Origin of the sequence: Sorangium sp. So ce124, from assembly GCF_051525235.1 — a bacterium.
Classification (GTDB): domain Bacteria; phylum Myxococcota_A; class Polyangia; order Polyangiales; family Polyangiaceae; genus Sorangium; species Sorangium atrum.
Window position 1 is genome coordinate 2,134,541 of record NZ_CP150312.1, and the last position, 25,828, is coordinate 2,160,368.

At 70.5% G+C, this 25,828-nt stretch carries 22 protein-coding genes; 12 read left to right on the forward strand and 10 right to left on the reverse strand.

Annotated elements, in window-relative coordinates:
• Window positions 1-191: 191 nt before the first annotated feature.
• From WMF19_RS08050 to WMF19_RS08085, 8 genes are all read left to right on the forward strand, one after another.
• Complete coding sequence (locus WMF19_RS08050; protein WP_437898548.1) at window positions 192-1,070, forward strand: phytanoyl-CoA dioxygenase family protein; 879 nt, start codon at window positions 192-194, stop codon at window positions 1,068-1,070.
• An 8-nt stretch (window positions 1,071-1,078) separates the two neighbouring features.
• On the forward strand, window positions 1,079-2,218 hold the full coding sequence (locus WMF19_RS08055) for a hypothetical protein (protein ID WP_437898549.1): 1,140 nt from the start codon (window positions 1,079-1,081) through the stop codon (window positions 2,216-2,218).
• 1 nt (window position 2,219) lies between these two features.
• On the forward strand, window positions 2,220-3,464 hold the full coding sequence (locus WMF19_RS08060; RefSeq protein WP_437898550.1) for an MFS transporter: 1,245 nt from the start codon (window positions 2,220-2,222) through the stop codon (window positions 3,462-3,464).
• Window positions 3,465-3,997: 533 nt separating this feature from the next.
• Window positions 3,998-6,313, forward strand: a complete 2,316-nt coding sequence (locus WMF19_RS08065; protein ID WP_437898551.1) for a family 2 encapsulin nanocompartment cargo protein terpene cyclase — start codon at window positions 3,998-4,000, stop codon at window positions 6,311-6,313.
• A gap of 21 nt (window positions 6,314-6,334) precedes the next feature.
• Window positions 6,335-7,741 carry a family 2B encapsulin nanocompartment shell protein gene (locus tag WMF19_RS08070; RefSeq protein WP_437898552.1) on the forward strand — a complete coding sequence of 469 codons (1,407 nt, stop codon included), beginning with the start codon at window positions 6,335-6,337 and terminating at the stop codon, window positions 7,739-7,741.
• Window positions 7,742-7,836: 95 nt separating this feature from the next.
• A complete protein-coding gene (locus tag WMF19_RS08075; protein WP_437898553.1) occupies window positions 7,837-9,237 on the forward strand; it encodes a family 2B encapsulin nanocompartment shell protein in 1,401 nt (466 codons plus the stop codon).
• Window positions 9,238-9,251: 14 nt separating this feature from the next.
• Window positions 9,252-10,937 carry a mechanosensitive ion channel family protein gene (locus WMF19_RS08080; protein ID WP_437898555.1) on the forward strand — a complete coding sequence of 562 codons (1,686 nt, stop codon included), beginning with the start codon at window positions 9,252-9,254 and terminating at the stop codon, window positions 10,935-10,937.
• Window positions 10,938-11,432: 495 nt separating this feature from the next.
• Entirely contained in the window at window positions 11,433-12,665 is a 1,233-nt protein-coding gene (locus WMF19_RS08085; protein ID WP_437898556.1) for a styrene monooxygenase/indole monooxygenase family protein, read from the forward strand.
• 3 nt (window positions 12,666-12,668) lie between these two features.
• Here WMF19_RS08085 and WMF19_RS08090 read toward each other — a convergent pair whose 3' ends face one another.
• Window positions 12,669-13,196 (reverse strand): hypothetical protein, encoded by a 528-nt coding sequence (locus WMF19_RS08090; RefSeq protein WP_437328198.1) that lies wholly within the window; start codon window positions 13,194-13,196, stop codon window positions 12,669-12,671.
• Between the two features lie 564 nt (window positions 13,197-13,760).
• Here WMF19_RS08090 and WMF19_RS08095 point away from each other — a divergent pair.
• Genes WMF19_RS08095 through WMF19_RS08105 form a run of 3 tightly spaced genes read left to right on the forward strand, consistent with a single transcriptional unit; the run spans window position 13,761 to window position 15,766 of the window.
• Complete coding sequence (locus WMF19_RS08095; protein ID WP_437898557.1) at window positions 13,761-14,480, forward strand: hypothetical protein; 720 nt, start codon at window positions 13,761-13,763, stop codon at window positions 14,478-14,480.
• Between the two features lie 10 nt (window positions 14,481-14,490).
• Window positions 14,491-15,291 carry a hypothetical protein gene (locus WMF19_RS08100; protein WP_437328200.1) on the forward strand — a complete coding sequence of 267 codons (801 nt, stop codon included), beginning with the start codon at window positions 14,491-14,493 and terminating at the stop codon, window positions 15,289-15,291.
• Window positions 15,266-15,766, forward strand: coding sequence for a hypothetical protein (locus WMF19_RS08105; RefSeq protein WP_437898558.1), 501 nt, complete (start codon window positions 15,266-15,268; stop codon window positions 15,764-15,766). Before WMF19_RS08100 ends, WMF19_RS08105 begins: the two co-directional genes overlap by 26 nt.
• 19 nt (window positions 15,767-15,785) lie before the next feature.
• Here WMF19_RS08105 and WMF19_RS08110 read toward each other — a convergent pair whose 3' ends face one another.
• The 7 genes from WMF19_RS08110 to WMF19_RS08140 all read right to left on the reverse strand — a co-directional run bounded on the left by WMF19_RS08110 (window position 15,786) and on the right by WMF19_RS08140 (window position 21,779).
• Complete coding sequence (locus WMF19_RS08110) at window positions 15,786-16,871, reverse strand: alpha/beta hydrolase (RefSeq protein WP_437898559.1); 1,086 nt, start codon at window positions 16,869-16,871, stop codon at window positions 15,786-15,788.
• A gap of 127 nt (window positions 16,872-16,998) precedes the next feature.
• Complete coding sequence (locus WMF19_RS08115) at window positions 16,999-17,652, reverse strand: YIP1 family protein (protein ID WP_437898560.1); 654 nt, start codon at window positions 17,650-17,652, stop codon at window positions 16,999-17,001.
• Window positions 17,649-18,014, reverse strand: a complete 366-nt coding sequence (locus tag WMF19_RS08120) for a DUF2089 domain-containing protein (protein WP_272101125.1) — start codon at window positions 18,012-18,014, stop codon at window positions 17,649-17,651. The genes WMF19_RS08115 and WMF19_RS08120 overlap by 4 nt, the downstream gene beginning before the upstream one ends.
• Before the next feature lie 177 nt (window positions 18,015-18,191).
• On the reverse strand, window positions 18,192-19,358 hold the full coding sequence (locus tag WMF19_RS08125; RefSeq protein ID WP_437898562.1) for a polysaccharide lyase: 1,167 nt from the start codon (window positions 19,356-19,358) through the stop codon (window positions 18,192-18,194).
• Window positions 19,359-19,489: 131 nt separating this feature from the next.
• On the reverse strand, window positions 19,490-20,371 hold the full coding sequence (locus WMF19_RS08130; RefSeq protein ID WP_437898563.1) for a galactose mutarotase: 882 nt from the start codon (window positions 20,369-20,371) through the stop codon (window positions 19,490-19,492).
• Between the two features lie 16 nt (window positions 20,372-20,387).
• A complete protein-coding gene (locus WMF19_RS08135; protein WP_437898564.1) occupies window positions 20,388-20,678 on the reverse strand; it encodes a hypothetical protein in 291 nt (96 codons plus the stop codon).
• Between the two features lie 582 nt (window positions 20,679-21,260).
• On the reverse strand, window positions 21,261-21,779 hold the full coding sequence (locus WMF19_RS08140; RefSeq protein WP_437898565.1) for an LEA type 2 family protein: 519 nt from the start codon (window positions 21,777-21,779) through the stop codon (window positions 21,261-21,263).
• Window positions 21,780-21,904: 125 nt separating this feature from the next.
• Between WMF19_RS08140 and WMF19_RS08145 the strand changes: the two genes are divergently transcribed.
• Entirely contained in the window at window positions 21,905-22,810 is a 906-nt protein-coding gene (locus WMF19_RS08145) for an alpha/beta fold hydrolase (RefSeq protein ID WP_437898566.1), read from the forward strand.
• A gap of 72 nt (window positions 22,811-22,882) precedes the next feature.
• On the opposite strand, the gene blaOXA is transcribed toward WMF19_RS08145, so the two are convergent.
• Window positions 22,883-23,845 carry a class D beta-lactamase gene (gene blaOXA / locus WMF19_RS08150; protein ID WP_437898568.1) on the reverse strand — a complete coding sequence of 321 codons (963 nt, stop codon included), beginning with the start codon at window positions 23,843-23,845 and terminating at the stop codon, window positions 22,883-22,885.
• Window positions 23,846-23,874: 29 nt separating this feature from the next.
• Window positions 23,875-25,827, reverse strand: a complete 1,953-nt coding sequence (locus WMF19_RS08155; RefSeq protein ID WP_437898569.1) for a MutS family DNA mismatch repair protein — start codon at window positions 25,825-25,827, stop codon at window positions 23,875-23,877.
• Window position 25,828: the final 1 nt, after the last annotated feature.

The following is a 25,828-nucleotide window of genomic DNA, read 5'->3' on the forward strand; positions in this document are numbered from 1 at the left end:
CCGGCGACCGGCGGCCTGGCGGCGGGGGGAGCCGACTCGGCTCGAGGAGCGACCGCGGGACGCCGCGGCGGGCCGGCGCGCTCGGCTGCAAGGCGTGCGCATCGGTGCAGATTCCGCGCTGGCGGGCGCTCCCTGCGGCCGCTGTTCCCGCCGCGGCCCGTCTGCGCTAGGGACCTGGCAGGAGACGTCACGTGAACGCCCCGCGCGACACGCAGCCAGCCGCCGCCACGCCCGCGAGCGCCGGCCTGCCTCCGGCGAACCACCGTATCCGGCTGCCGGATTTCGAGCTCGGCGGCGCGCTCACGGCCGAGCAGCGGGACTTCCTCGACGAGCACGGGTTCATCCGCTTCCGCGGGTTCGCTGATCGCGGCGCGGTGCGCTCGCTCGTCGACGAGGTCGAGGCCATGGACCGCCGGCTCGTCGGGGAGGGCAGGGCGCACATCAACGGCGTCCCGCTCCTCTTCGGCACGCGGAAGGACGGCTCCCGCTACATCCAGCGCATGGTGTTCGCGTCGCTCTTCGGCGAGCGCCTCCGCGCCTTCGTGCGCGACCCTCGCTTCGGCGCCGTCCTCGATGTGGCCGGGCCTGGCTACAGGATCGGCGAGCGGGAGCGCGACGGGCTCGTCATCAACCATTACCGCCACGAGGAGGGGTCGACGTACCAGCGCCTCGGCTGGCACACCGACAGCCTGCGCGACGTCTTCTATCTCGAGAAGCCGCGCCGGTACCTGAACGTCGGCTTCTATCTCGACGACTCGCCCCTCTCGAAGGGCGGCGTGCGGCTGATCCCGTCCTCTCACCGACAAGGCCTCTTCGAGATGATGACCCGCAAGGCCTATTTCCTCGACCACCGGCCCGACCCGGACGAGTACGCGCTCGAGGCCGCGGCGGGGGACCTCACGATCCACGACGGCCGCATCTGGCACCGGGTCGCGCAGGCCACGGCCACGGGCGACGCCAGCCAGCGGCGCGTGATGTACCTGCCGCTCATGAGCGGGCCGCTCAAGGAGAAGCACGAGGGCAGCCCCACGCCGCTCTATTTCCGGCTGAAGCGGCTCGCGGGGTACTGAGCGCCTCGATGTCGATCACCATCGAGGAGGCGAAGAGCGGCGCGGATCTCACCGAGATCCTCGACCTGCCGCTGCGCCTCCACGCGGCCGATCCTGGCTATGTCGCGCCCCTCCGCCCGCTCGTGCTGCGGCGGCTCGACCCGCGAAACCCCTTCTTCCGCGACGCGCAGCTGCGCCTGTTCCGGGCGCGGCGCGGGCGCGAGACGGTCGGGACGATCTCGCTCCTCCTCGACGGGCGCCACGATCGCCACAGCGGCGAGCGCGCGGCGTTCTTCGGCTTCTTCGAGTGCGAGCGCGACCCGGAGGCGGCGCGGGCGCTCTTCGGCGCGGTGAGCGAGCGGGCGCGGGCGCTCGGCGCCACGTCGCTGCGGGGCCCGCGCAACGTGACGCGGGTAGAGGACATCGGGCTCCTTGTCGAGGGGTATGGCTCCCGGCCGCCGATGCTCGCGGGCCATCACCCTCCGTATTACCGCGAGCTCGTCGAGGCCGAGGGGTTCTCGAAGCGTTACGACATGCTCGCTTACGACACCCCGCTCGTCGACGCGGCGGGGCGCCGCCGCGAGCTCCCCGAGGCCCTGCGCCGGAAGGCCGCCGCGGTGAGCCTCCCCGGCCTCGAGGTGCGCCGCGTCGCGGTTCGCCGCCTCTCGCGCGACATGGAGATCGCCCACGCCGTCTTCACCGAGGCATACCGCGGCGTACCGGAGGTCGTCCCGATGTCGCGCGCGGAGTTCGTGAACCTGGGGCGCGCGTTCGTCGCCCTGGCGAGCCCGCGCCTCTTGCAGATCGCGACGGTGCGCGGCGAGCCCGCCGCGTTCGCTGCGTGTTTCCCCGAGCTGAACGAGGCGTTCGCCGCGGCGCGCGGGCGGCTCCTGCCGCTCGGCTGGGCGCGCGTCCTCGGGGCGCTCCGCCGCGTCAGGACGGCGAGCTTCAAGCTGATCGGCGTCGTGCCGGCGTTCCGGTCGACGGGCCTCCACGCGCTCCTCGTGCGGCACGTGGTCGACGGCCTCTTCGCGGCGGGGTACGAGCGGCTCGAGGCCTCCTTGATCCACGAGGACAACGCGGCGATGCGCCATATCGTGGAGTCGGCCGGGTGCGTGCCTTACCGGCGTTATCGCGTCTACGAGCGCCCGCTCGGAGGGAACAGGTGATATGACGACAGCTGCCCCGCACCAGAAGACGCCGTTCACGCCGTACCAGCGGCGGCTGTTCTGGTTCCTGAGCGTGGCCTCGTTCTTCGAGGGCTACGACTTCCTGGCGCTCACGCAGATATTGCCCAACTTCGGCGCGCAGATGGGCCTCGCGCCCCGCCACGAGGGGCTCCTCGTCGGGGTCATCAACTCGGGGACGATGATCGCGTACCTCCTCGTGCGCAAGGCCGACCAGTGGGGGCGGCGGCGGGTGCTATCGGTCACCATCGCGGGGTACACGATCTTCTCCGTGCTGACGGCGTTCTCGCCGAACGTCTATGTCTTCGCCGTCTTGCAGCTCCTCGCGCGCATCTTCCTCCTCGGCGAGTGGGCGGTCAGCATGGTGATTGCGGCCGAGGAGTACCCGAGCGATCGGCGCGGGATGGTGATCGGCGTCATCCAGGCGTTCTCGAGCCTGGGATCCATCGTGTGCGCGGGCGTCGTGCCGCTGCTCCTCGCGACGCCGTACGGGTGGCGCAGCGTGTACCTCGTCGGCGGCGTCCCGCTCTTGCTCATCGCGGTCGCGCGGCGCGGCCTGCGCGAGACGGCGCGGTTCGAGCAGGCGGCGGCCGAGCGAAAGGGGGAGGGGACGCCGCCCTTCACGCGCATCCTGCGCACGCCGTACCGCGGGCGGATGCTGCAGCTCGCCTTGATCTGGGGGCTCACGTACGTTTGCACCCAGAACGCGGTGACGTTCTGGAAGACGTTCGCGCTCCGGGAGCGCGGGCTCAGCGACGGCGAGGTGGGCGGCAGCATCACGTTCGCCGCGCTCGTCTCGATGCCGCTCATCTTCGCCTCGGGCAAGCTGCTCGACGTGGTGGGCCGCCGCAAGGGCGCGGTGATCATCTATGTGCTCGCGGCGGCCGGCGTGCTCGGCGCTTACTCGCTGGGCTCGCGGGGCGGGCTCACGGCCGCGCTGGTCTTCGCCATCTTCGGCGCGAGCGGGGTGCTCCCCGTGCTGAACGCCTACATGACCGAGCTCTTCCCCACGCACCTCAGGAGCGACGCGATCGCCTGGTCGAACAACCTGCTCGGCCGGATCGGCTACATGCTCTCTCCGATCGCCGTCGGCTTCGCCGCGGAGGAGATCGGCTGGGGACCGGCGGTGTCCGCGACCGCGCTCTTTCCGCTGGTCGCGCTCGCGCTCATCCTGTGGCTCCTCCCGGAGACGCGCGGCAAGGAGCTCGAGGAGACGGCGCGGGTATAGCCCAGCTTCATGTGTCAGAGATCCGGCCGAGGATCGCCGACACGCTACAAGACGTCAAGAAGAACACAAAAATCTCGGCGTTTTGTGGCGTTTTGGTGTCTCAGCATCCTGGCAGGCTGGGGTAAGCACCACGCCACACCACCGCGCGGTGAGCGCAAACGAGCGGGATGAAACGTGGTCGCTGTCGGAGGCTCACAGGCTGCCGAGCCGACCCGGCGGGTGAGCGTCACATGACTGAGCCCGCCCGCGAGCCTCGAGCGGTCGCCGCGGCGCCCGAGCGATTTCGCACCAAGCAACCGTCTTGGAGTTCCTGCGGTCTGGCGCTCCTCATCAATTAATTTGGTGGCAGCGTTGGGCTGAACTAGATCCGCCCCGTCGGAACGATCCCGCTCGGTCTGTAGGGACGAGCCCCACCAACGCGTCGTCGCACGTCTGCGTGCGAGCGGCCGAGGTGCGTCCGGAATACGGACCGCCGAGACATTCAGGTCGCCCGCGTCGCCCAACTCGACGTCGCGCGCGAGAAGTCAGCGAACATGCAACCTTTCACGCTGCCCGACTTCTACATGCCGCATCCGGCGCGCCTCAATCCGCACCTCGAAGGTGCGCGCGCGCATACCAAGGCCTGGTCCTACGAGATGGGTATCCTGGAGGAGAACCCGCAGGGAAAACCCATCTGGACCGAGCGCGACCTCGACGCGCACGACTACGCGCTGCTCTGCGCGTACACCCACCCCGACGCGCCCGCGCCCGAGCTCAATCTGATCACGGATTGGTATGTCTGGGTGTTCTTCTTCGACGACCATTTCCTCGAGATCTACAAGCGCACCAAGGACATGCGCGGCGCGAAGGCGTACCTCGACCGCCTGCCGCTCTTCATGCCCGTCGCGGGCACGGGCGCGCCGCAGGAGCCGACGAACGTGGTCGAGCGCGCCCTCGCGGACCTCTGGGCGCGGACCGTCCCGCTCACCTCGGTCCAATGGCGCGAGCGCTTCCTCGTGGCGACGAAGAACCTGCTGCTCGAATGCATGTGGGAGCTCGCCAATATCCAGGAGAACCGCGTCGCGAACCCGGTCGAATACATCGAGATGCGCCGCAAGGTCGGCGGCGCGCCCTGGTCCGCTGGCCTCGTCGAGATCGCCGTGGGCGCCGAGGTCCCGGCCGCCGTCGCCGCAACGCGCCCCCTCGAGGTCCTGCGCGACACGTTCTCGGACGGCGTCCACCTGCGAAATGACGTGTTCTCGTACCAGCGGGAGGTCGAGGACGAAGGGGAGAACGCCAACTGCGTGCTCGTCCTCGAGCGTTTCCTCGGCGTCCCCACGCAAAGGGCGGCCGATCTGACGAACGAGATCCTGACGTCGCGGCTCCAGCAATTCGAGAACACGGCGCTCGTCGAGGTGCCGGCGCTCTGCGCGGAGTACGGGCTGACGCCGGCGCAGGCCCTCGACGTCGCCAAGTACGTGAAGGGGCTGCAGGATTGGCAGTCCGGCGGCCACGAATGGCACATGCGGTCGAGCCGCTACATGAACGAAAACGCGGACAAATCCGCGAGCGTCCCCGATCTCGTCGGGGCGCCGACGGGGCTCGGCACCTCGGCGTTCCGGCTCAGGCTCACGCCCGGCGCCCTGGGTTTGCAGCGGATCAAGACCCTCACCCACGCCCCGTTTCAGCCTGTGGGCAGGACGCCGCTCCCGAAGATCACCATGCCGTTCGAGCTCCGCTTGAGCCCGCACCTGCCCGCGGCGCGCCGGAACACCCTCGAGTGGGCCCGCAAGTTCGGGATGCTCGACGTGTTGCCGGGCGTCTTCGGGTCCGGGATCTGGGACGAGCGCAGCTTCATCGGCTTCGATTTCCCCATCTGCGCTGCAGGCATTCACCCGGACGCGTCCCCGCACGAGCTCGACCTGAGCTCCGCTTGGCTGACGTGGGGGACGTACGGCGACGATTATTTCCCGCGCGTGTTCGGCGCGACGCGGGACATGGCGGGCGCGAAGCGGTTCAACGCCCGGCTCTCGATGTTCATGCCCCTCGACTGCGCGGGCGCCCCGGTGCCCGAGAACCCGGTGGAGAGCAGCCTGCTGGATCTCTGGATCCGTACAGCCTCCGCCATGTCGATGAACTCGCGGCGATCGCTCCGCCGCAGCATCGAGACCATGACCGGGAGCTGGCTCTGGGAGCTCCTGAACCAGACCCAGAACCGGATCCCGGATCCGGTCGATTACGTCGAGATGCGCCGCAAGACGTTCGGCGCCGATCTCACGATGAGCCTGTCCAAGCTCACGCTGGGCGATGTGGTCCCGGCCGAGCTCTTCCGCACGCGGACGATGCGAGGGCTCGACAACACCACGGCCGACGTGGGCGGGTGGATCAACGATCTCTACTCGTACCGCAAGGAGATCGAGTTCGAGGGCGAGCTCAATAACCTCGTGCTGGTCGCCGAGCGGTTCCTCGAATGCGACGCGCAGCGGGCCAAGGAGGTCGTCAATGACCTGATCACGGCGCGCGTGCTGGAGTTCGAGCACATCGTCGCGACCGAGCTGCCCCGCATCCTCGACGAATTCGACCTCGACAAGGCGGCGCGCGAGGCCGTGCTCGGATACGTCGAGAAGCAGCGATCGTACATGGCTGGCGTCCTCAACTGGCACGTCGTGACGAGCCGGTACGTGGACGCGGAGCTCGAGCGCCACCCGATCGAGCGGGCGATCGAGGGCGCGCGTGGGTTTGGCGCCTCTGCGGCGCGTATCAGCAGTCTCTTCGGCGCCGGAAAAGCCGGCGCCGCGGCTCCTGCTGCGAAGGCGGATCTTTCAATGGGTACGGCGCGGTCCGTGCCGGTGAAGCACGGGCGGCGCTAGCCGTCCGGGAAAGAGGGACTCATGTCTATCACAGGTAATCTGGGTTCGATCGATCAGCACCAGACCAGCCTCGCGACGGCGGCCGCGAGGCAGCTCGCGACGACGACCAAGTCGGCGCCGCAGATGCAGGGCATCTCGTCGCGGTGGCTGGTCAAGCTCCTGCCGTGGGTGCACGTCAACGGCGTGTACCGCGTGAACCGCCGCCTGAGCTATGCGGTCGGCGACGGGCGGGTGACGTTCACCAACACCGGCGCGAAGATCCAGGTCATCCCGCAGGAGCTCGGCGAGCTGCCGCTCCTCCGCGGTTACGATGACGTCGAGGTCCTCACCGCGCTGGCGAACCGCTTCGTGCAGCGTGAATACAAGCCGGGCGACGTCATCACCGAGCGCGGCAAGGAGGCCGATCACATCTGCCTCATCGCGCACGGCAAGGTCAACAAGATCGGCGCGGGCAAGTACGGCGATGAGACGGTGCTCGCGGTCCTCGCCGACGGCGACCATTACAGCTACCAGGCGCTCCTGGAGACGCAGGATTACTGGACGTTCACGGCCAAGGCCGTCACGACGGTCACGGTGCTGACGCTCCAGCAGAACGTCTTCGAGGAGCTCGTCGCCCAGCACCCGTCGCTGAAGAAGCACCTCGACAACTTCAAGGCGCTCGCCACGAAGAAGCAGGACAACACGGGCGAGGCGGCGATCGAGATCGCGGCGGGCCACTCGGGCGAGCCTGTCCTCCCCGGCACGTTCGTCGATTACGAGACCTCGCCCCGCGAGTACGAGCTCAGCGTGGCGCAGACCGTGCTCCAGATCCACACGCGCGTCGCGGATCTGTTCAACGAGCCGATGAACCAGACAGAGCAGCAGCTCCGCCTGACCATCGAGGCCCTGAAGGAGACCCAGGAGCACGAGCTCATCAACAACCGCGAGTTCGGTCTCCTGCACAACGCCGACCTGAAGCAGCGGATCCACACCCACAGCGGCCCCCCGACGCCGGACGACATGGACGAGCTCCTCGCCACGGTCTGGAGGGAGCCGTCGTTCTTCCTCGCGCCCCCGCGGGCCATTGCGGCGTTCGGCCAGGAGTGCAGCCGCGTCGGCGTCTATCCGCAGAGCATCGAGGTGAACGGCCATCGCGTCCCGGCGTGGCGCGGCGTGCCCATCTTCCCGTGCAACAAGATCCCGGTCTCGGAGACGCGGACGACCTCGATCCTGCTCGTGCGCGCGGGTGAGAAGAACCAGGGTGTCATCGGCCTGCACCACGCCGGCATTCCGGACGAGGTCGAGCCGAGCCTCAACGTGCGCTTCATGGGGATCAACGAGAAGGCCATCATGTCGTACCTCGTCAGCCTCTATTACTCGGCGGCCGTGCTGGTCCCCGACGCGCTCGGCGTCCTGGAGAGCGTCGAGATCGGACGCGCCCACGAGTGAACCTCGAGCGGTAGGCGCTCCGCGTGTGCCCCTGCAAGCGCGGGGGATACGCGGAGCGCTCTGCTCTCCGAAGCGCGCAGAAGGAAAGGTACATCATGGCAAACGCCGAAACACCTGGGATCGGGAACGATGGTGAGCGTTCGAGCCTCGGGACGCTGGGGGCGCGGAAGCTCGCGACGACGACCAAGTCGCACCCGCAGATGCAGGGGATCACGCCCCGGTGGCTCTTGCATGTCCTGCCCTGGATCGAGGTCACGGGCGGCACGTATCGCGTGAACCGCCGCCTGAGTTATGCCGTCGGCGACGGGCGGTTGAGCTTCAGCAACGTCGGGGCGAAGGTGCAGGTGGTCCCGCAGGAGCTCGGCGAATTGCCGCTCTTGCAAGGTTTCGCCGATGACGCCGTGCTCGACACCCTGGCGAGCCGGTTCATCCAGCGGGAGTACAAGCCCGGCGCGCTGATCGCCGAGCGCGGAAAACCGGCGGAGACGATCTTCCTGCTCGCGCACGGAAAGGCCCAGAAGCTCGGCGTAGGCAAGTACGGCGCCGACACGATCCTCGACGTCCTCGCGGATGGGGACCATTTCGGGGATCAGTCCGTCATCGAATCGAATGACGTATGGACCTATTCGGTCCGGGCCGTCACGCCGTGCATCGTGCTCGAGCTCCCGCAGCGCGTCTTCGAGGAGTTGATCTCGCGATCCCCGGCGCTCCACGCGCACGTCGAGTCGCTCAAGGAGCGGCTGAAGAAGCCGCAGGACAAGCTCGGACAGGCGGCGATCGCGCTCACCGCCGGTCACAAGGGCGAGCACGCGCTCCCGGGGACGTTCGTCGATTATGAGACCGCGCCGCGTGAATACGAGCTCAGCGTCGCGCAGTCGATCCTCCGGCTCCACACGCGCGTCTCGGATCTCTTCAATGATCCGATGGATCAGCTCCAGGAGCAGCTCCGCCTGACCGTCCAGGCCCTGCGCGAGCGGCAGGAGTACGAGCTCATCAACAACCGCGATTTCGGCCTCCTGCACAACGCCGACCTGAAGCAGCGCCTCCATCCCCGGAGCGGCCGCCCGACGCCCGACGACATGGACGAGATCCTCTGCCGGCGCCGCAAGTCGCAGTTTTTCCTGGCGCACCCGCGCACGATCGCCGCCTTCCACCGGGAGTGCAGTCGCCGCGGCGTCTACCCGACCACCGTCGAGCTCTCCGGCATGCAGGTCGCGGCGTGGCGCGGCGTCCCGATCCTGCCTTGCGACAAGATCCCCATCAACGAGGACAAGACGAGCTCCATCCTCGTCATGCGCACGGGGCAGGAGCATCAGGGCGTCATCGGCCTCCACCGCACGGGCCTCCCCGAGGAGATCGAGCCCGGTGTCTCGGCCCGCAGGATGGAGACCGACGGAAAGGCCATTACCTCGTACCTTGTGAGCACCTATTACTCCGCCGCGGTGCTGGTGCCCGACGCTCTCGGCGTCCTTGAGAACGTCCAGATCGGGCGGTAGTCTCGACTGCATCGATGACTCTGCATCTCGACCTGCTCCTCCACAACCTCGTCGCGCTGTGCATCGCGATCGTGGCGCTCCTGCTCCTCTCGGAGCTCGTGGTCAGGCTGATCCACCGGGGCTACGCCTTCGTCTTGCGCTCGCCGACGCTGGAGCACGTCACGGCCGACGAGCGCAAGTCGTTCCGGCGCCGCGTGCGTCGCCGCGCGCTCGTCTGGGTCGCGCTCGTCGGGGCCGTGCTCGTGGGCGGCGCGGCGTTCGCCGTGGTTCGCGGGATTCGCGCCCTCGACGTGGTGAAGCGCGCGCTCGTCGGGCTCGTTGGAGACGAGCCCGCGCTCGCCAAGATGCGGTTGCTCACCGCGCTCGGCATCGCCGTCGGAGCGCTCTTCGTCGACGCCCTCGCCCGGGGGCTCGCCGATGCGCTGGGGAAGGCGGTCGCGCGCTCGGACTGGCTGGCGAAGCGGCGCGAGCCGGTCGCAGAGGTCACGATACGCCTGCGCAAGGCGCTCCGCGTGATCGTCCTCGGCGCCGCCGCGGTCCTCCTCACCGAGAAGCTCGCGCTCGCGCCGGGGACCCAGCGCGCCGTATTGCTCGCCAGCTACACGCTGGGCGCGTTTTACGTGAGCCGCCTCGCGACGGGGATCGGATACCTCCTCCTCGACGTCATCTTCGACAACTCCACGAGGCTCGCCCGTCTCGAGAGCCCGCTCAGGTACCTCGGGAACCTGTCGCACCTGCTCGGGATCACGAAGCGCGTCGTCGATTATTGCGTGTACATCACGGCCGCGACGTGGGTCGCGGACGCGCTCACGCCCGACACGTGGCTCTCGCAGGCGGGGCGGGTCGGGCTCCGGATCATCGCGATCGTTTATGCGAGCCGGGTCCTCGTCGAGATCTGCGTGCTCCTCATCAACGACCTCTTCCTCGGGAAGGTGGCGGAGGAGAACCCCCAGACGCTCCAGCAACGAAAGACCCTGGTCCCCGTGGCCATGGGCTTCGTGCGGTACGCGATTTACTTCTCGGCTCTCGTGCTGGGGCTGCGCGAGGCTTCCGTCGATCCCACGCCGCTGCTCGCCGGCGCCGGCGTCATCGGCGTGGCCATCGGCTTCGGCGCGCAGACGTTCGTGGGGGATATCGTGGCAGGCTTCTTCATCCTCTTCGAGAACCTGCTCCTCGTCGGGGATCTCGTGGAGATCGGCGGCATCCAGGGGCGCGTGGAGGAGATCGGCGTTCGTATCACGAAGATCCGCGACGAGATCGGCGTGCTCCATTCGATCCCGAACGGCGAGGTTCGCAAGGTCGCGAACCATTCGCGAACTTACGTGAACGCGGTGGTCGACGTGCACGTGCCTTACGAGGAGGACGTGCAGCGGGTGCGTGAGCTCCTCGCGAGGGTCGCCGAAAAGGAGGTCGAGCTGCAGACGGGCGCTCCGGGGCAGGTGGAAGTCGGCGTGGAGGAGCTCAACGAGGGATCGATCGTCCTGCGTATCAGCGCGCGCGTGCCGCCCGGCAAGAACAAGGAAGTGAACGATGCGCTGCGCGGCCGCGTCGTCGAGGAGCTTTGCAGAGCTCAGGTCAGCGCGCCGCGCCCGCGTCGAGCCGTCCTCATCGACAGCACGCTTTCCGTCAAGAACCCGCCCAGGCGAGAGATCGAGGAATCCGCGCCCGTCACGCCTTTCTCGCCCACGAGCGACGACTGACGAGCGGTTCGTCTCGCGGCCGTGCTCAGCCCGAGCGCGGTACGAGCTGACGCAGGGCGACGCCGCGGCGTGGAGCGAGTTTGTCGGGGGCCTCGACGGCGTGGAGCTCTCCGCCGATGCCGCCGCGATGCTCGCGGACCGGTCCAGCTGCTGAGGACGGCTGCGCGGCGCAGGGCGTGACGGTCGGCGCTGCGCACCTGCCGGCGGCCGGCGGCGGGGGACATGGGATGAAGTCGGTCGATGTCGCGGTGAAGCTGGTCACGGGCCTGCGTTCGAAGCCGCCACTCGTTCTCGTATTTCGACTACCCTGGTCAGAGCCACGGAGGGGTGGCGGTTGCGACAATGGATCCGCCGGACGGAGCCGCCGCGCGAGGGGCCCCTGCCGCCGCGATCCGCTCTCGCGACGTCGCCGTGGTCGAGGGCGCCGAGAGCCCGGCGGACCTCACATGCCGTGAAGCTCGCACGCACAGCGGAGAAGGAACGAGGAGGACAAGGATGCCCACCATTGCAATCGTCGGCGCCGGCGTGGCCGGCCTGCACCTCGCGCTGCACCTCCAGAAGGAGGGCCTCGACGTGAGCCTCTACGAGGAGCGCACGCCGGACGAGATCCGGACGGGGCGCCTGCCCAGCACCGTCGGGCTCTCCCCGCCGACCCGGGCGCGCCAGCGGGCGCTCGGCGTCGCGCACTGGGAGGGGCCCGAACATGCCACCAGGACCATCCGGATCCGCGTGGCGGCCGCGCCGGCGCTCGACTTCGTCGGTCGCCTCGCGGATCAAGCGCTCTTCATCGACATGCGCGTCTATCTGCCCCAGCTGCTCGAGGACTTCGTCGCGCGGGGCGGCCGCGTGGTGAGGGCCTCGCTCGACGCGGCCGGCGTCCGCGGCCTGGCCGCCGGACATGACCTCGTGGTCGTCGCCACGGGCCGGGCGGGCCTCACGGAGCTCTTCTCGAAGGTCCCCGAGCGAAGCCCGCACGCCGCGCCCATGCGGCGGCTCTTCGCGGGCATCGTCCGAGGGCTCCGCATGCCGCCCGGGCCGATGGAGTTCATGTTCCAGCTCTCCCCGGGGCACGGCGAGATCTTCGAGAACCAGTACATCACGCTCGGCGGGATCGCGCCCTCGCTGCTCATCGAGGCGATCCCCGGCGGCGCGCTCGAGCCGATCACGCGCATGCGCTACGAGGACGATCCGGCGCGCTTCGACGCGGCGCTGCTCGACGCGGTGCTCGCGCACGCGCCGCTCACGGCCGAGCGCGTCGATCGGGCGAGCTTCGGCCTGGCCGGCCCGCGCGACTACCTGACCGGCGCCGTGACTCCGGTGGTGCGGCGCGCGTACGCGCCCCTCGGCGGCGAGAGGTTCGCGCTCGCGCTGGGCGATCTCCACATCACTTACGATCCGATCACGGGCCAGGGCGCGAACATGGCCACGCTCGCGGCGTCGCTCGCCGCCGAGCAGATCGCCGGGCAGGCGGCCGCCGGCGCCGCGTTCGACGAGGCGTTCTGCGCGGACCTGGAGGATCGCCTCTGGAACGCGCTCCGGCCGGCCACGGAGTGGACGAACGCCTTCCTCCTGCCGCCGCCGGACCACGCGCTGGCCCTCCTCGCCGCGGCCGCGCGCAGCCAGCCGGTGGCCGACGCGTTCGCCACGAACTTCTCGTACCCGGAGCGCCAGTGGGCGATCCTCTCGTCGCCCGAGGCGACGGCCAGCTTCATCGCGAGCCACGCCTGACGATCAGCTGAAGCGCGCCCGGATCGGCGCCGGGCTCTCGCAGATCGGGCACGCGTCCGCGCGCTCGGCGATCTTGCCGCAATCCTTGCAGTCGACGCGATAGCCGTGGAAGCCGGGGTCGTGCAGCTCGACGCTCGTCTGCGCCCTGTCCGCGCGCTTTCCTTCGTACTTCACGCGCATCGGCACGAACGCGATATAGCGCACCTCGATGTGCTCGCACCGCGAGCACCGCTCCGGCACGGCGTACGTGTTGGTCGTCGTGAGCCCGCGCGCGAGGCCGCCTCCGGCGTGGCACCGGGGGCAGCGGTCGTCGGTGAACAGGAGGTGCTGGCACGCGCCGCACGTGATCTCGTACAGCCCGTCGACGAACATCTCGCCTTTGTAGACCCACTTGACCGGCCCGACGGGCTCGCCCTCCATGAGCGGCACGAGCCCGTCGACATACGAGCGTAGGTTGAGCTGTCGTCCCCCGCACGCGGGACACCCCGCCTCGACCATCTCGGCAAACGCGCGTTCGGAGAGCCTGCTCATGATCGTCGCCTTCTAGCACGCCTCGGCGGCGGGAGGACCGAAATGGCCGGGCCGCGCCTGCCACGCCAGCGCCGGCCATTGCGCGCCTTGGCGCGTCGCGCTGGAGGGGCCAGCCTCCACAGATGGAGGCCCCGGCCTCCAGGGCATGGCCTCCGAGCGGGGCCCGGACCATTCCAACAGGGGCCCCGGCATCACGCGAATCCTGCGCTCGCTCCACGACCAAGCGCTGCGAACTCGGGGATATGCCGCCCAGCGCGCGGCGTCCGGCGGCGCCGCGCCGGGCCGCCCAGGCGTGCCTTCAGCCCATGGCCTGACGATTGCAATTCCGTAGAACTGTCGAACCGTTAATCCGTAGCTCGCACGGTCGGTCAGGCGATTCCCACCATGACGTCGAGGGGTGGGAAGAGCGCCTGCCCAGCATCCATGTCGCGCTCGCGTTAGACCAGCGCGCAGGCCTGCCGACGCGGAGGCGCTGCGACCGTGTGCGCCGTCGAGAGGGCGAGAGCGCCCGAGCACGAACCGAACCCGAGGTGAACCATGTCGTCGGTCTCCATCAGAACAACGATGATCTTCATTCTCATCGGCGCAGCCGCGGGCTGCGCCGTGCCCGCCGAGAAGGACGCGCCGGAGGAGACGGCGGTCGAGTCGCAGGCGGTCGAGTGCAGCAAGGAGTGCATCCTGGCGATGGTGAACAGGCAGCTCTCGCTGATGGGCGAGTTCGGGAACGAGGAGGAGTTCGTCCGTGCGCTCCGGGAGCTCGTGGCCGTCGGCCCGGCGGTCGTCCCCGTGGTCGCCGAGGTCTACAAGGCGTGGTCGGTGTCGGTCCCGCCGGACAAGGCCGAGTCGGCGAGGCCCGGCGAGATGCGCTGGCGGGCGGCTCACCTCCTTGGCCTGCTCGGCTCGCGCGACGGCATCAAGCCGCTGAACGAGATCGCCACGACGAAGCTCCCCGACCCCGAGGTCGACGAGCAGCTCTTCGCGGATGAATACCGCGTTCGCCTGCGCGCGATCGCCGGGCTCGAGGCGCTCGGCGCCGCGGAGGAGCTGAAGGCCATCTACTCCGCCGGCGACCTCCTGCGCAACCCGGCGGCGGCGAGCCTCTACGCCCTCGGGATCGACGTCGGCGGGATCCAGCTGATCGACGCGCGCAAGGCGCTCGCGGAGGACGTCGCCGACGCCAAGGATTACAACCCGAACAACGGTCGACCGGCGCAGCCGGAGAAGCCCGGATCACGGGCGTTCAAGGTGGCTCCCCGGACCGACACGCCTGCCATCACTCGTTGAGGGATCGATCATGAAAAGCACGATCAGCGCCATTCTTGCGTCTTGTTTGCTCCTCGGCGTCGCCTCCGAGGCCCGCGCCGACACCTGCGACACCGTGCGTGGGACCGATCCCGGGGTGATGACGAGCTTCTGGTGCACGCAGCCGTGGATCGACTTCTACTGGGATGCGTACGACTTCGACAAGGGGGACTGGGACGACGGCTTCGGCTGGGAGGCCGCGTGCGACCGGAGGCGGCCGCTGGCGCGCACGTTCCAGGCGATCCAGCTCCTCAACTATGCGTCGCCGAACGAGCCGCTCAAGACGAACGACTTCAACGGCAACATCCTGCGCTGGGGCGGCAACTACACCATTCGTGAGTTCGACGAGCTGGACGCGCGGTGCGGGGACGGGTCGAAGCGGGCGTACACGACCTGGGGCGGGTTCGATGACTACACGGAGCTCTACATCCCGTTCTTCTACAACGAGAACGTCGTGGAGCGCGCCGGGACGTTGATCCACGAGTCGCGGCACGCGGACTGGTGCGGCCACAGCGGCAACGACGGCAGCAACAAGTGCCCTGCCAAGAGCGAGTCGTGCGACGAGAAGTACCTGGATGGGTGCTCCGGGATCGGATCGCCCAGCGGGCGGGGCGCGGACGGCTACCAGGTCCTGTGGCTGTGGTGGTACGCTTTCGAGGCCGACGCGCAGCACAGCTCGTCGACGATGAAGGCCTTCGCGAGGGACGAGGCGAACCGGATCCTGAACACGATGTTCGACGTCAATCCCTGCTTCAACATCACGAGCAATGGCAGCAAGATCATCACGTGTTAGGAGGGCGGCGCTCGGCGCCTTCCTGTGGGGCGCGCTGTGCCTCGCGGGGTGCGCCGGGCACCCCGGCTCGGACATCCCGCCGGCGCCCTGGGCGCAGCTCGAGGTGAACCGCGGCGCGGGCGAGGAGACCGTCGTCTGGATCGAGCTGAGCGGCACGTTCGAGGGGCACCAGGGGAAGGCGGCGCTCCGCGGACAGCTCAGCGCCGAGCAGATCTCGGGTCTTCGAGGGCTGTTCCGGGACGAGCTGCTCGCGATCTACCGGAGCGACGCGCTGCCCGCCGACGGCAGCGTTGACCTCGCGGGCACCGCCGAGCGGCCGATCTTCCGCGTCGTGGTGCGCGAGGAGAGCGACCCGATCCGGGCGGGCTCCGAGAAGCTCTCGGCGTATTTCGCCGAGGGGGCGCAGCGCGCCGAGACGACCGAGATGCTGCGGGAGGTCAAGGCGATCCTCGCCGCGGCGGCGCCGGCTCCCTAGCGCTGCCTCAGGGGCTGCGTCACTCCTCCCGGATCAGCGCCTCGATCGCCTCGAAGACGCGCGGCACGACGGGCAGGTCCGGATCGGTGTACGCCGCGGCCTGCGACTCGTTCGACAGCGTCGCCTCCTTGAGCGTGTGGCTCATTCCCTCGACGATGACGAGCGTCGCGTCTGGCCGCGCCTCCGCGAGCCGCTCCGCGTCCTCGACCTTGGTCTGGAGATCGGTCGTCCCTTGCAGGAGGAGGATCGGCGCCGTCACGGCCGCGAGCTCCACCGCGGGGTCGTGCTTCATCCAGGAGATGATGAACGGCTGCACGCTCGGCCGGAACAGGCTCATGAACAGCCGGGTTTGCGGGATGTCCGCGACGAGCTCTCCGGCCTCGAGCTGGCCGAGGATCGCGTCTGCCTTCTCGCGATCCTCGTCCGGAAGGCCTTCGAGCTGCTCGCGCAGGACGTCGCCGATGGGCCTGCCGGCGCCGGCGATCGAGACGAAGCCGTCGATCGCGGTCTCCCGGGCGAGCAGCATCCCGAGCAGCGAGCCCTCGCTGTGCCCCACCACCGTGATCGTCGCGAAGCGCCCGTCCTCGCGGAGCTTCTTCACCCACAGGCCGGCGTCGTCGGCGCCCATCTCGAAGAGCAGCTCCTGCTCCGTCGAGGGGGCCGCGGAGACGCTCGCGCCGATGCCGGCCTTGTCGTAGCGAATCGACGCGATGCCCCTGTCCCGGAGTCCATCCGCAAGGAGCCTGTACGTGTCCGGCTCGATGTCCACGGCGAGCTGATTGCCGTCCCGGTCGGTCGGCCCCGACCCGGGGATGATCACGACAGCAGGGAACGGCCCGCACCCGGCTGGCACCACGAGCGTGCCAGACAGCGTGCCGCGCGCGTTCTCGACAGTGATCTTGGCGCTGGCCGCCTCCGGACACTCCGGCGCGTCCGGCGTCGCCGGCACCGTGTCATCAGGGTGCGCGTCGCTCCCGCCGGCGGACGAAGCGCGCTCTCCGGCGCTGCAGCCCGCGCCGAGGGGCGACCACGCGAGCGCGGCGACACACGAGACGGCGAGCGCTGCGCGGCGCGCCGGGACCACGAGACACGATCGAAATGACATGACGAGCCCTCCGAGCATGAGAGAGAGGTGCAGCGCCGCCCGGGGCGCACCGATGCGCCCTCGCTGTCGCGCGAGCACCGCAGAGCGCGCCGCGCGAGCCGGGCGGCGCACCGGGGAGATCGATGACTCAGCCGAGGTGCGCGAGCGCGACCTTCGAGAGGATCTCCGACAGGAGCACGAGGCCGATGAGCCCCGCGATCAGAGGCGCGCCGCGCAGGCCGGAGGCGTTCCTGAAGCCCCGAACGAGGAGCGCCAAGGACCACACGAGACACACCGTTCCGACGATGGCGATGACGGCCAGCTCGGGCGTGAATGCGGGCACGCCCGCCGGCAGCCGCGGGGCGAGCAGGCCGAGCGCGACGGCGGCGAGCGCGATCGGCGCGCGCGACAGGCCGATCACGCCGAGAAAATCGATGAGCCGCACGCGGCGCCGCAGGAGCCGCGCATACGTCCAGAAGAGCAGGGCGGGCAACGGCCACGCGACGACCTGCTCGAGGAGCGCCGTCCGGTACGAGATGACGGCAGGCGCCGCGTGCAGGTCGAGGAAGCCGTCAAAGCGAACTCCGAGCCTCGTGAGGGCGACGTTCAGCGCGGCGACGGCGAGCCCCGCCGCGGCGGCGGCTCCCCCGCCGAAGCGCTCGAACGGATTCAGCGCGAGCCGCCATCCGCGCTGGGGAGGCCGCGGCGACATCGTGGCCAGCAGCCGCTCGCCTTCCGCGGGGTTGATGACGTTGTCGCGCACGAGCGCGCGCACTCTCTCGTCGGGCGTGGTCATCATCATAATCCCACCTTGCGCAGAGCCTCCTCGGCCTCCTTCGCGGAGAGCCGCCCCTTCTCGAGCGCATCCAGGATCTCGTGCCGGCGCCGCGCGACGCCCTGCTCCAGCGCATCGAGCCGGCCGATGATCTCGTCGAGCCGATTTCGCACGGTCGGATAGCTGATCTGAAGGACCTGAGCCATCGCCTTCAGGCTGCCTGACGAGCGCACGAACGCGGTCACGAAGGCGAGATCGTCCGGCGACAGCTGGAGCAGCGCGGGGATCTCGAACTGGCCGTCCAGGTTGGTTCCGCAGCTCTGGCAGCCGAGCCGCGTCGCGCGCAGCTCCCCATCACAGCTAGGGCATCTGACGACAAATCTTGCCACGGGATGAGCTTAATATCCTCGCCGCGGTCAATATTGTCAATGTTGAGATGATGAAAATTGATCCGAAAATCAATTTTGTTTAAGAGCCGCCCTTGTCATGTGTTCGGCGCGGCTCTGGCCCGCCCGGGGCGCTGCGGCTCGCGCCGCTCGCGACGGCTCAGCGCCGCTCGCGACGGCTCAGCGCCGCTCGCGCCGCCGCGCGAACGCGAGCGCCGCGATGAGGCCGAGGCCGGTGAGGGCCATGGGCGCGGGGGCCGCGGGCGAGCCGGCGGCGCGGCAGCTGCAGCCGCCGTCGTCGCCCTCGTCGGCCTCCACCTCGTCCGTGCCGCCGGTCCCCGCGCTGGTGGAGCCGGCGCCGGAAGAGGCGGAGGAGGAACTCGAAGCGCTGGGGCCGGGGGCCACGTCGCCGCCCGCGCCGTCGCTGCCGCCCGCAGCGTCGCCGCCCGCGCCCACGGTGCTCCCGGTCCCGCCGGAGCCGCCTTCGCCGCCGGAGCCGTCCGCGCCGCCGGAGCCGCCGGCGCCGCCGGCGCCGCCTTCCCCGGAGGAGGGCAGCGCGGGGCGGACGTCCTCGAGGGTGTCCCCCTCCACGGCGTCATCGAGGACGATGACGGGGCTGTCGGTGAACTCGGACGGGTTGCGCAGCAGGCCGATCTGCGTGAAGTGCGCGTTGTTGTCGGCGAGCGTCTGCGCCTTCCCGCCGGTGACGACCTGCTTGCCGTCGAACCACACGTCGACGGAGCCCTGGCTCGAATTCGTCGACCACCGGATGTGCAGCGCGATGCGGTGCCACACGCCGGGCGTCACCGCGCCGTCCGCCTCCCAGTGCACCTTGTTGTTGGGCTTGCGGGTGGCGAAGCTGATGTGCTGTCCGACGACCTCGAACGACATCATCTGGTTGTAGCTATTTTCGGACTCCCAGTATCCGATCTGCGTCGGCGGGTCCGCCGCGAGCGCCTCGGGGAGATAGAAGCTCCAGGCGAAGTAGGTCTGGGCGCCCTCGGCCGTGCGCCCGCCGGCCGGCTTGTGGTTCAGCTCGACGCGCTTGATGCCGTTCGACCACCTCGCGTCGTTGGTGAGCTGGACCTTCCCGGCCCTCGTGCCCTGAAGGACAGGCGACGTCACCACGGAGATGTGCTCGCCGTTCAGGGTCGTGTTCCACTGGTTCAGATTGCCCGTCTCGAAGTCTCCGGTCCAGACCGGCGCCGCGGAGGCGCCCGCGGTGAGCGTCGTCGCCAGCGCGGCGGCCGCCAGGGTGGAGAGCGAGCGGCGAGGTCGCCGCCCGAGGAGCGCTCGGGAGCGGGCAAGCAGGGATCGATGTGCGGTAAGGAGATCGGTAGAAGTCATGGCGGGATTCGACGCGTTTTCCGGCCGGCAGTCAACCGAGAAGCCGCGCGTCGCCGCCGACGCGGCGCGGCTCCTCGGTCTCTCCAGGGCGTCCTCCAGCCCGTTGCGGGGGGAGCGCGGCCGTCATCGCTTCAGGCGGAGAGCTCGATCCAGAGCGCCCGAGTCTCGCGCGACCGGAGGTGGATTAGGCGCTCTCCGGTGTTGAGGGCGTCGCCGGGGCAGGTCCAGGGCTCGAGGCAGACGAAGTCCTTGCCCTGCAAGGTCCACACGACCCAGTGGGTGAACTCGGGCGAGCCGCGGACGGCGATGCGCACCCCCGGGTCGCCCTCGATCGACAGCGAGCTCTCGGTGGAGCCGTGGTCGAGCAGGTGGAGGTCGACCTCGGGCCGGGTCAGGTCGAAGCCGGAGAAGGGCGCTTCCCGCTTCGTGGTGTTGTCGAACGCGCGCGTCGCCCGCGTCTCGATCGAGGCGCGGGCCTTGTCCGCCTGGGAGACGGCAAAGTAGGGGTGAAACCCGGCGCCGAACGGCATCGGCGGCGCACCGTCGCCGGTCTCGTTGGTGATGCGCAGATCGATGCGGAGCGCCCTGCCGCGCAGCGTGTAGGTGAACTCGGCGCGGAAATCCCAGGGGTACTGGGCGCGCGTCGCCTCGCTCGACCGGAGGACGAGGCGCGCGTATGCGCCGCCCGACTCGAGGGTGCCATGGTCGTCGAGCGACCACGGCAGGGTGCGGGCGAAGCCGTGCTGGCGCATCTGGCCCGCTGCTCCGGCGGCGGACCAGGCGTCGCCGGCGAGCTTGCCGGGGGAGGGGAAGAGCACGGGGTTGCCGCCGCGCACGTTGGCGCTGCGATCCTCGAAGGTGGCGCGATCGAGGTAGAGCAGCTCGCGCCCGCCGAGGGCCAGCTCCGTCAGGATGCCGCCGCGCGCCGGCGCCAGCACGGCGCGGCTCGCCGAGCCGCCGTCGACGAGCTCCACCGTGGGGATCGCGCCTTCGATTTGCTTCACGCTGAACATGACACCTCCGGTCTCTTCAGTTGCTTTGCAGCCACTCGAGCAGCCCGACGATCAGCGCGAGCGCCGCGATGGGCAGCGCGATCCACCCGAGGACCGTCGCCCAGCCGCGGCGGAGGGAGCGGCCGCCGCGATCCTCGCACGCGAGGCAGATCGCCCAGACGCGCGCGCCGCCCTCCGTGAGCACGCAGCAGTCGCCGCACACGGGCGCGCTGCAGCGCGCGCACGGCCCCGCCGCCTCGGCGCCGCAGCGCGTGCAGCGCGCGACGGCCCCGCCGCCGCCGTCGTGGAAGATCAGGTCGCCGGACATGGGGCTGCGCCTTCCGGCCGCGGAGACGAGCGCGTCGATGACCGCGGGCGCGCGCGAACGGGGGGCTCCTCGTGGACGGGCACGGACGTCTACTCCGCCGTGATTCTGCAAGCTTTGTGGGCTCGAGACAACGCTGGAGACCGCAGGGCGGGCCGGGCCCTCGTCACGATCCCGGCACGGCGGCGCGTCGTCTCGCGCAAACCGAGCAAACAGATAAAGAACCCCCTGGAAGGATATCTGCTCGACATCGCCTCTCGGGCCTACGAGCCGATGGCCTTGAACGCGGAGGGTGAGCTGGCAAGCCAGCAGCTCGGTCTGCGCCTCGGCGTGCGGGATGGCTTGTACCTGGGCAGCAAAGGGAGATGGCTCCGTTGGCTCGACGCCGAGGGACGCGTGCTTCCGACGGCGGAAGAGCAGGCCCGAGCGGCGGAGGAGCGGTCTCAGGCGCTTGCGGAGAAGCTCGCAGCTTACGAGAAGCGCTTCGGACCGCTCACGTGAGGTCCACTCACGCGAGGTCGGTCCGATCGGGCGGCTTCGGCGATGATGGGGGACCTCGCTCAGCGCAGCCCGCTGCCGCCCTCCTCAGCGCAGGCCGGGGAGAGGCAGGCCCGGGAGCGAGTTGCCGATCGCCGTGACGAGCTGCTCGTGCGTGATCGTCCCCGCGAGGCGGAACGGCACATCCACATTGAGCGTCTCCCCGCCGATCGCGACGGTGCCGCTCACCTGGTACGGGATACCGCGGCTCTGCGCTGCCAGCGCGGCGATGCTCGTGAGGTCCTTCCACTTCACCGAGAGCGGCGCCTCGATACGGGTCCACTTCTTCGCGGGCAGATCGAGCGGCGTGAGCGCGGTGACGGTGCCGACGTCGTACTTGCCGTCGAGCAGCACGCTCGCCTTCATCGAGCGCGTCGAGAGATCGATGCTGTTCGGGTTGTACGCCTGGATCTGGACCCGCAGATCGATGCCCTGGGCGGTGACGGCGGTCACCGCCGCGAGCTCGGGCTTGAGCGTCGGCGGCTCGGGGCGCGAGCACGCGATCAGGGTGACGGCGGCGGCGAGGAGGGGCGATCGCACGGCGGGAGATGTGGCGCGGATCTCCATGGAGCTCAACGGAAATCGGGCGCGCCCCCGGACCTCGTCCGCAGCCCGCCGAGCGCTCGACAGCCCGCGCGTGCGCCCGTGCATCCGCCCCCGCGGGAACCCTTTCGATCTGCTATGCCCGGCGCATGGGCATCCTCCCGCTCGCCGAACGCCTCGCCAAGAAGGCGCTGAACAGGTCCGGAGTGCAGAGCCGCTGGGTCGACACGTCGGTCTGCCGGCTGCACCTCTACGATGCTCCGGGCACGGGCCCGCTCCCGACGGTGGTCCTGCTCCACGGCATCGGCTCCTCGGCGCTCCCGTATGCGCCGGTGCTGCAACGACTCCGGCGGCGCGCCCGCCGCGTCATCGCCGCGGAGTCGCCGGGGCACGGGTGGAGCGCGGCGCCGGCGTCGGCGTTCACGCCGGAGTGCCTCGCCACCGCGATGCACGAGCTGCTCGACCGCGAGCTCGACGAGCCGGCGATCGTCGTCGGCAACTCCCTCGGCGGCGCGGTCGCGGTGAGCTACGCGCTGAGCTCGCCGGGCCGCGTGCGCGCGCTGGTGCTCGCGTCGCCCGCCGGCGCCGGCATGGAGCAGGCTGAGCTCGCCGAGCTGCTCGCGGTGTTCAACCTGCGGTCGCGGGCCGACGCCCACGCGTTCTTCGCGCGCCTCTACCACCGCGTCCCGTGGTTCACCCCGCTCATCGCAGGCGACGTCGTGCGGACGTTCTCGCGCGAGACCATCCTCTCCTTCAGGCGCTCGGCCCGGTGCGACCACGCGTTCACGCCCGAGCAGCTGGGTGCCCTCTCGATGCCGATCCTGCTGATCTGGGGCCGCTCGGACCGCCTGATGCCGAGCGCCAACCTCGAATACTACCGGCGGCACCTCCCTCCGCACGCGGAGATCGAGGAGCCCGAAGGCATCGGGCACTGCCCGCAGGTCGACGATCCGCGCCGCTTCGCCGAGCGGATCGCGGCGTTCGCGTGGGCGGTGCGCTCCACGGCGTCACCTGGCGTCGCGCCGCTGCCCCCGAGCGCAGCGCCGGCGGCATAGGGGACGGCGCCGGCGCCGGAAGAGGCGCTGGCGGCATAGGGGGCGGCGCCGGCGCCGGGAGAGGCGCCGGCGTCAGGCGTCTTCGGGGAGCGCGCCGTGCCGCTTGAGCAGGGCGCGGGTCAGGCTGCGGCGCAGCGGCATGATGCGCTCGCCGTCGCTGCCTGTGCCGAGGAGCACGGTCGCGAAGAAGTAGGTGTCTGCCCCGCGCTCGACGTAGCCGACCAGCCAGCCGGTGCTCGATCGCTCATCCATCTCCATCCCCGTCTTGCCGCGCAGCGTGTAGGCCGGCGTCTGCTCCAGCACGAGGATCCGCTTCACGATGTCCAGGCTCCGCGCGGAGCAGGGCAGCGCGCCGGCGTGGAGCCGCCGCAGGAAATCGATCTGCTCGTGCGGGGAGATGCGGAGCCCCCCGGTCAGCCAGAACTGGTCGATGCCCCCCGAGATGTCGCGGTTGCCGTAGCCGAGCGCGTCGAGGTGCGCCTGCATGCGCTCGGCCCCGATCCGGCGCGCGACCTCCTGGTAGAACCAGACGACCGAGTGCTTCATCGCCGACGCGAGATCGTGATCGCGGTTCCAGTCGGGCACGCGGCGCTGCACCCCGTCCCACCGCAGCGTGAAGCGCTCGTCCGGGATGACCCCGGTCTCCAGGCCGATGATCGTGTTCGGGATCTTGAAGGTCGAGGCGGGCACGTACCGCGCCGCCGCGCGGTCGGGGTTCACGACGCGGGTGACGCCCCTCGCGGCGTCGAACAGGACGAACGCGCCGTCCACGCCCTCCGCGCGGAGGAGCGCCGCCCCGCCCTCGTCGATCTCGGTCCGCGTCGCGACCGGCGCGCTCGCTGCCGGCGCGCTCGCTGCCGGCGTCGCTGCCGGCGGGGCCGCTCCGCCGCTCGCCGGCGGGGGAGGTGGCGGCGGTGGCGGCGCCGTGGCGCAGGCGCTCGCTGCCGCGATGATCGCGAGGAGCGCGCAGGAGAGCAAGGGACGCGCCGAGACGAGGGCGCGGCGCGAGAGGCATCCGGGGAGCGGAGAAAGCATGGCGTCCTCAACGCGGGCGGGGGCCGCGCTCATTCCCGCGCCGCCGCCGCGGCCGGAGCGCTCGCTCCCGGCGCCGCGGTCGCTGCCGCCGCCGTCCGCTCCCCCTCCGAGAAGTCGACGTCGATCCCGACGATCTTCATGAGCCGCAGCGCGTTCGCGCTCGTCACCACGCCGGGCTTCAGCTTGTAATCGAAGGTCATCCTGTCCTCGACCACGAGCTCCTCGAAGTGCATGTTGCGCACCCGTCCCGCGGTCTCCTGCTCCAGCACGGCGAGCCCCATGTCGTGGGACGACACAGCGCCGATGGCCCCCCGCGCGACGAGGTGCCGCACGACCGCCCTCGCCCCGATCTGGCGCTCCCGCGCGTTCGTCCCGTGGAGGATCTCGTCGAGCAGGAACAGCACCCGCTCGCCGCCGTTCGCGCCGTCGACGACGCGCTTCAGGCGGGTCAGCTCGGCGTAGAAGTGCGAGACGCCGTGCTCGAGCGAGTCCTTGATCCGCATGCTCGTCCGCACGCGGACCGGCGAGAGCGACAGCGACGACGCGCAGACCGGCGCGCCCGCGAGGGCGAGGGCGGCGTTCACCCCGACGGCGCGCAGCAGCGTGCTCTTGCCCGACATGTTGGACCCCGTCACGAGCAGCGCGGCGCCCGCGCCCTCCAGCGAGACGTCGTTCGTCACCCGCCGGTCGCGCGGGAGGAGCGGGTGGCCGAGCCCCGCCGCCGTGAAGCGCGGCGCGCCGTCCTTCACGTCGGGGTACGCGTAGTCGGGGTTCTCGTGCGCGAACGTCGCGAGGCTCGCGAGCGCCTCCATGTGCCCGAGCGTCCGCATCCACGCCTTCACGTGCCGGCCCGCGCGCAGCTTCCACCGCTCCAGCGCGAGCGCGCACCACACGTCCCAGAGCAGGAAGAGGTCGGCGAGGATGTGGATGAGCCCGCTGTGGCGCAGGTCCGAGTAGCCGACCCGGGTCTCGAGCGCCGTCATCTCCCGCGAGGCGAGCACGCCCGAGGGCCCGGCGAGCTCGGCCTTGAGCTCGCGGAGCAGCGCCGACGAGAACGCCTGCTCCTCGATGCGGGCGAGCAGCGGCCGGTACCGCGCGAACGGCGCCTCGCGCGACGAGGCCGCGGCGAGAATGGGCTCGAACGCCGGCCGCAGCAGGACCAGCACGAGGACCTGCGCGGCCAGCGGCAGGAGGAACGCGTGGCGGAGCAGCCCGAGCTGCTCCGCGGGGATGAACCGCGGCGCCGCGAGCAGCGCCAGCGTCAGCGGCACGAGCACCTTCGCCGCGGTCAGGAGCGCGCTCACCGGCAGGCCGCCGGAGCGCGCCTCCGGGCCGAGCAGCGTCGGGGGCGCCTCGGCCCACGCGATGAGCGGGCCGGCCTCGCGCCCGCGTGCCCCCGCCTGCATGCCCACCACCGCGAGATCCTCCCGGAACGCCCCGAGGCCGGCGAGCTCGCGCACCGCCTCCTGCCGCGCCGCCACGGCGGGCGCCGGGGCGGGCTCCGCGAGGAAGGCCGCGAGCGTGGCCTCACCCTCGCCCGTCTGGGCCACGTCGAGCAGCTGGAACAGCGACGCCTGCCCGAACACGTCGAGATCGCCCGCATAATCGTGGTCCGGCGCGGCGAAGCGATCGCCGCGCTCCGGGAAATCGGCGAAATCGCCGGCGACCCGCCGCTTCCCGCGCACGTAGAGGCCGATGCGCTGCTCGAGCTCCGTCATCCGGGTGACGAGGCGCGCGTGCGCCACGAGCAGCCCGAGGAACACCGCGGTCACCGCCCCGGCGGCGTACGCGACCCACCGCGGCACGTCGCCGAAGAGCGCGTACCCCCCGGCCACCGCCGCCGCCATGAACGAGATCCCGCGCAGCAGCGAGAACGTCTTCGATCGGCGATCGAGCGCGCTGGCCTCGGCGCGCAGGACCGAGAGGCGGTCATCGTAGGCGGACAGGACGCGCTGCGCGGCGGCGTTGGGGGGCGGCTCCACG

Coding starts and splice junctions, on each gene's coding strand:
- WMF19_RS08055 (WP_437898549.1), top strand. CDS start 1,079: ATGTCGATCACCATCGAGGAGGCGAAGAGCGGCGCGGATCTCACCGAG.
- WMF19_RS08060 (WP_437898550.1), top strand. CDS start 2,220: ATGACGACAGCTGCCCCGCACCAGAAGACGCCGTTCACGCCGTACCAG.
- WMF19_RS08065 (WP_437898551.1), top strand. CDS start 3,998: ATGCAACCTTTCACGCTGCCCGACTTCTACATGCCGCATCCGGCGCGC.
- WMF19_RS08070 (WP_437898552.1), top strand. CDS start 6,335: ATGTCTATCACAGGTAATCTGGGTTCGATCGATCAGCACCAGACCAGC.
- WMF19_RS08075 (WP_437898553.1), top strand. CDS start 7,837: ATGGCAAACGCCGAAACACCTGGGATCGGGAACGATGGTGAGCGTTCG.
- WMF19_RS08080 (WP_437898555.1), top strand. CDS start 9,252: ATGACTCTGCATCTCGACCTGCTCCTCCACAACCTCGTCGCGCTGTGC.
- WMF19_RS08085 (WP_437898556.1), top strand. CDS start 11,433: ATGCCCACCATTGCAATCGTCGGCGCCGGCGTGGCCGGCCTGCACCTC.
- WMF19_RS08090 (WP_437328198.1), bottom strand. CDS start 13,196: ATGAGCAGGCTCTCCGAACGCGCGTTTGCCGAGATGGTCGAGGCGGGG.
- WMF19_RS08095 (WP_437898557.1), top strand. CDS start 13,761: ATGATCTTCATTCTCATCGGCGCAGCCGCGGGCTGCGCCGTGCCCGCC.
- WMF19_RS08100 (WP_437328200.1), top strand. CDS start 14,491: ATGAAAAGCACGATCAGCGCCATTCTTGCGTCTTGTTTGCTCCTCGGC.
- WMF19_RS08105 (WP_437898558.1), top strand. CDS start 15,266: ATGGCAGCAAGATCATCACGTGTTAGGAGGGCGGCGCTCGGCGCCTTC.
- WMF19_RS08110 (WP_437898559.1), bottom strand. CDS start 16,871: ATGTCATTTCGATCGTGTCTCGTGGTCCCGGCGCGCCGCGCAGCGCTC.
- WMF19_RS08115 (WP_437898560.1), bottom strand. CDS start 17,652: ATGATGATGACCACGCCCGACGAGAGAGTGCGCGCGCTCGTGCGCGAC.
- WMF19_RS08125 (WP_437898562.1), bottom strand. CDS start 19,358: ATGACTTCTACCGATCTCCTTACCGCACATCGATCCCTGCTTGCCCGC.
- WMF19_RS08130 (WP_437898563.1), bottom strand. CDS start 20,371: ATGTTCAGCGTGAAGCAAATCGAAGGCGCGATCCCCACGGTGGAGCTC.
- WMF19_RS08135 (WP_437898564.1), bottom strand. CDS start 20,678: ATGTCCGGCGACCTGATCTTCCACGACGGCGGCGGCGGGGCCGTCGCG.
- WMF19_RS08140 (WP_437898565.1), bottom strand. CDS start 21,779: ATGGAGATCCGCGCCACATCTCCCGCCGTGCGATCGCCCCTCCTCGCC.
- WMF19_RS08145 (WP_437898566.1), top strand. CDS start 21,905: ATGGGCATCCTCCCGCTCGCCGAACGCCTCGCCAAGAAGGCGCTGAAC.
- blaOXA (WP_437898568.1), bottom strand. CDS start 23,845: ATGCTTTCTCCGCTCCCCGGATGCCTCTCGCGCCGCGCCCTCGTCTCG.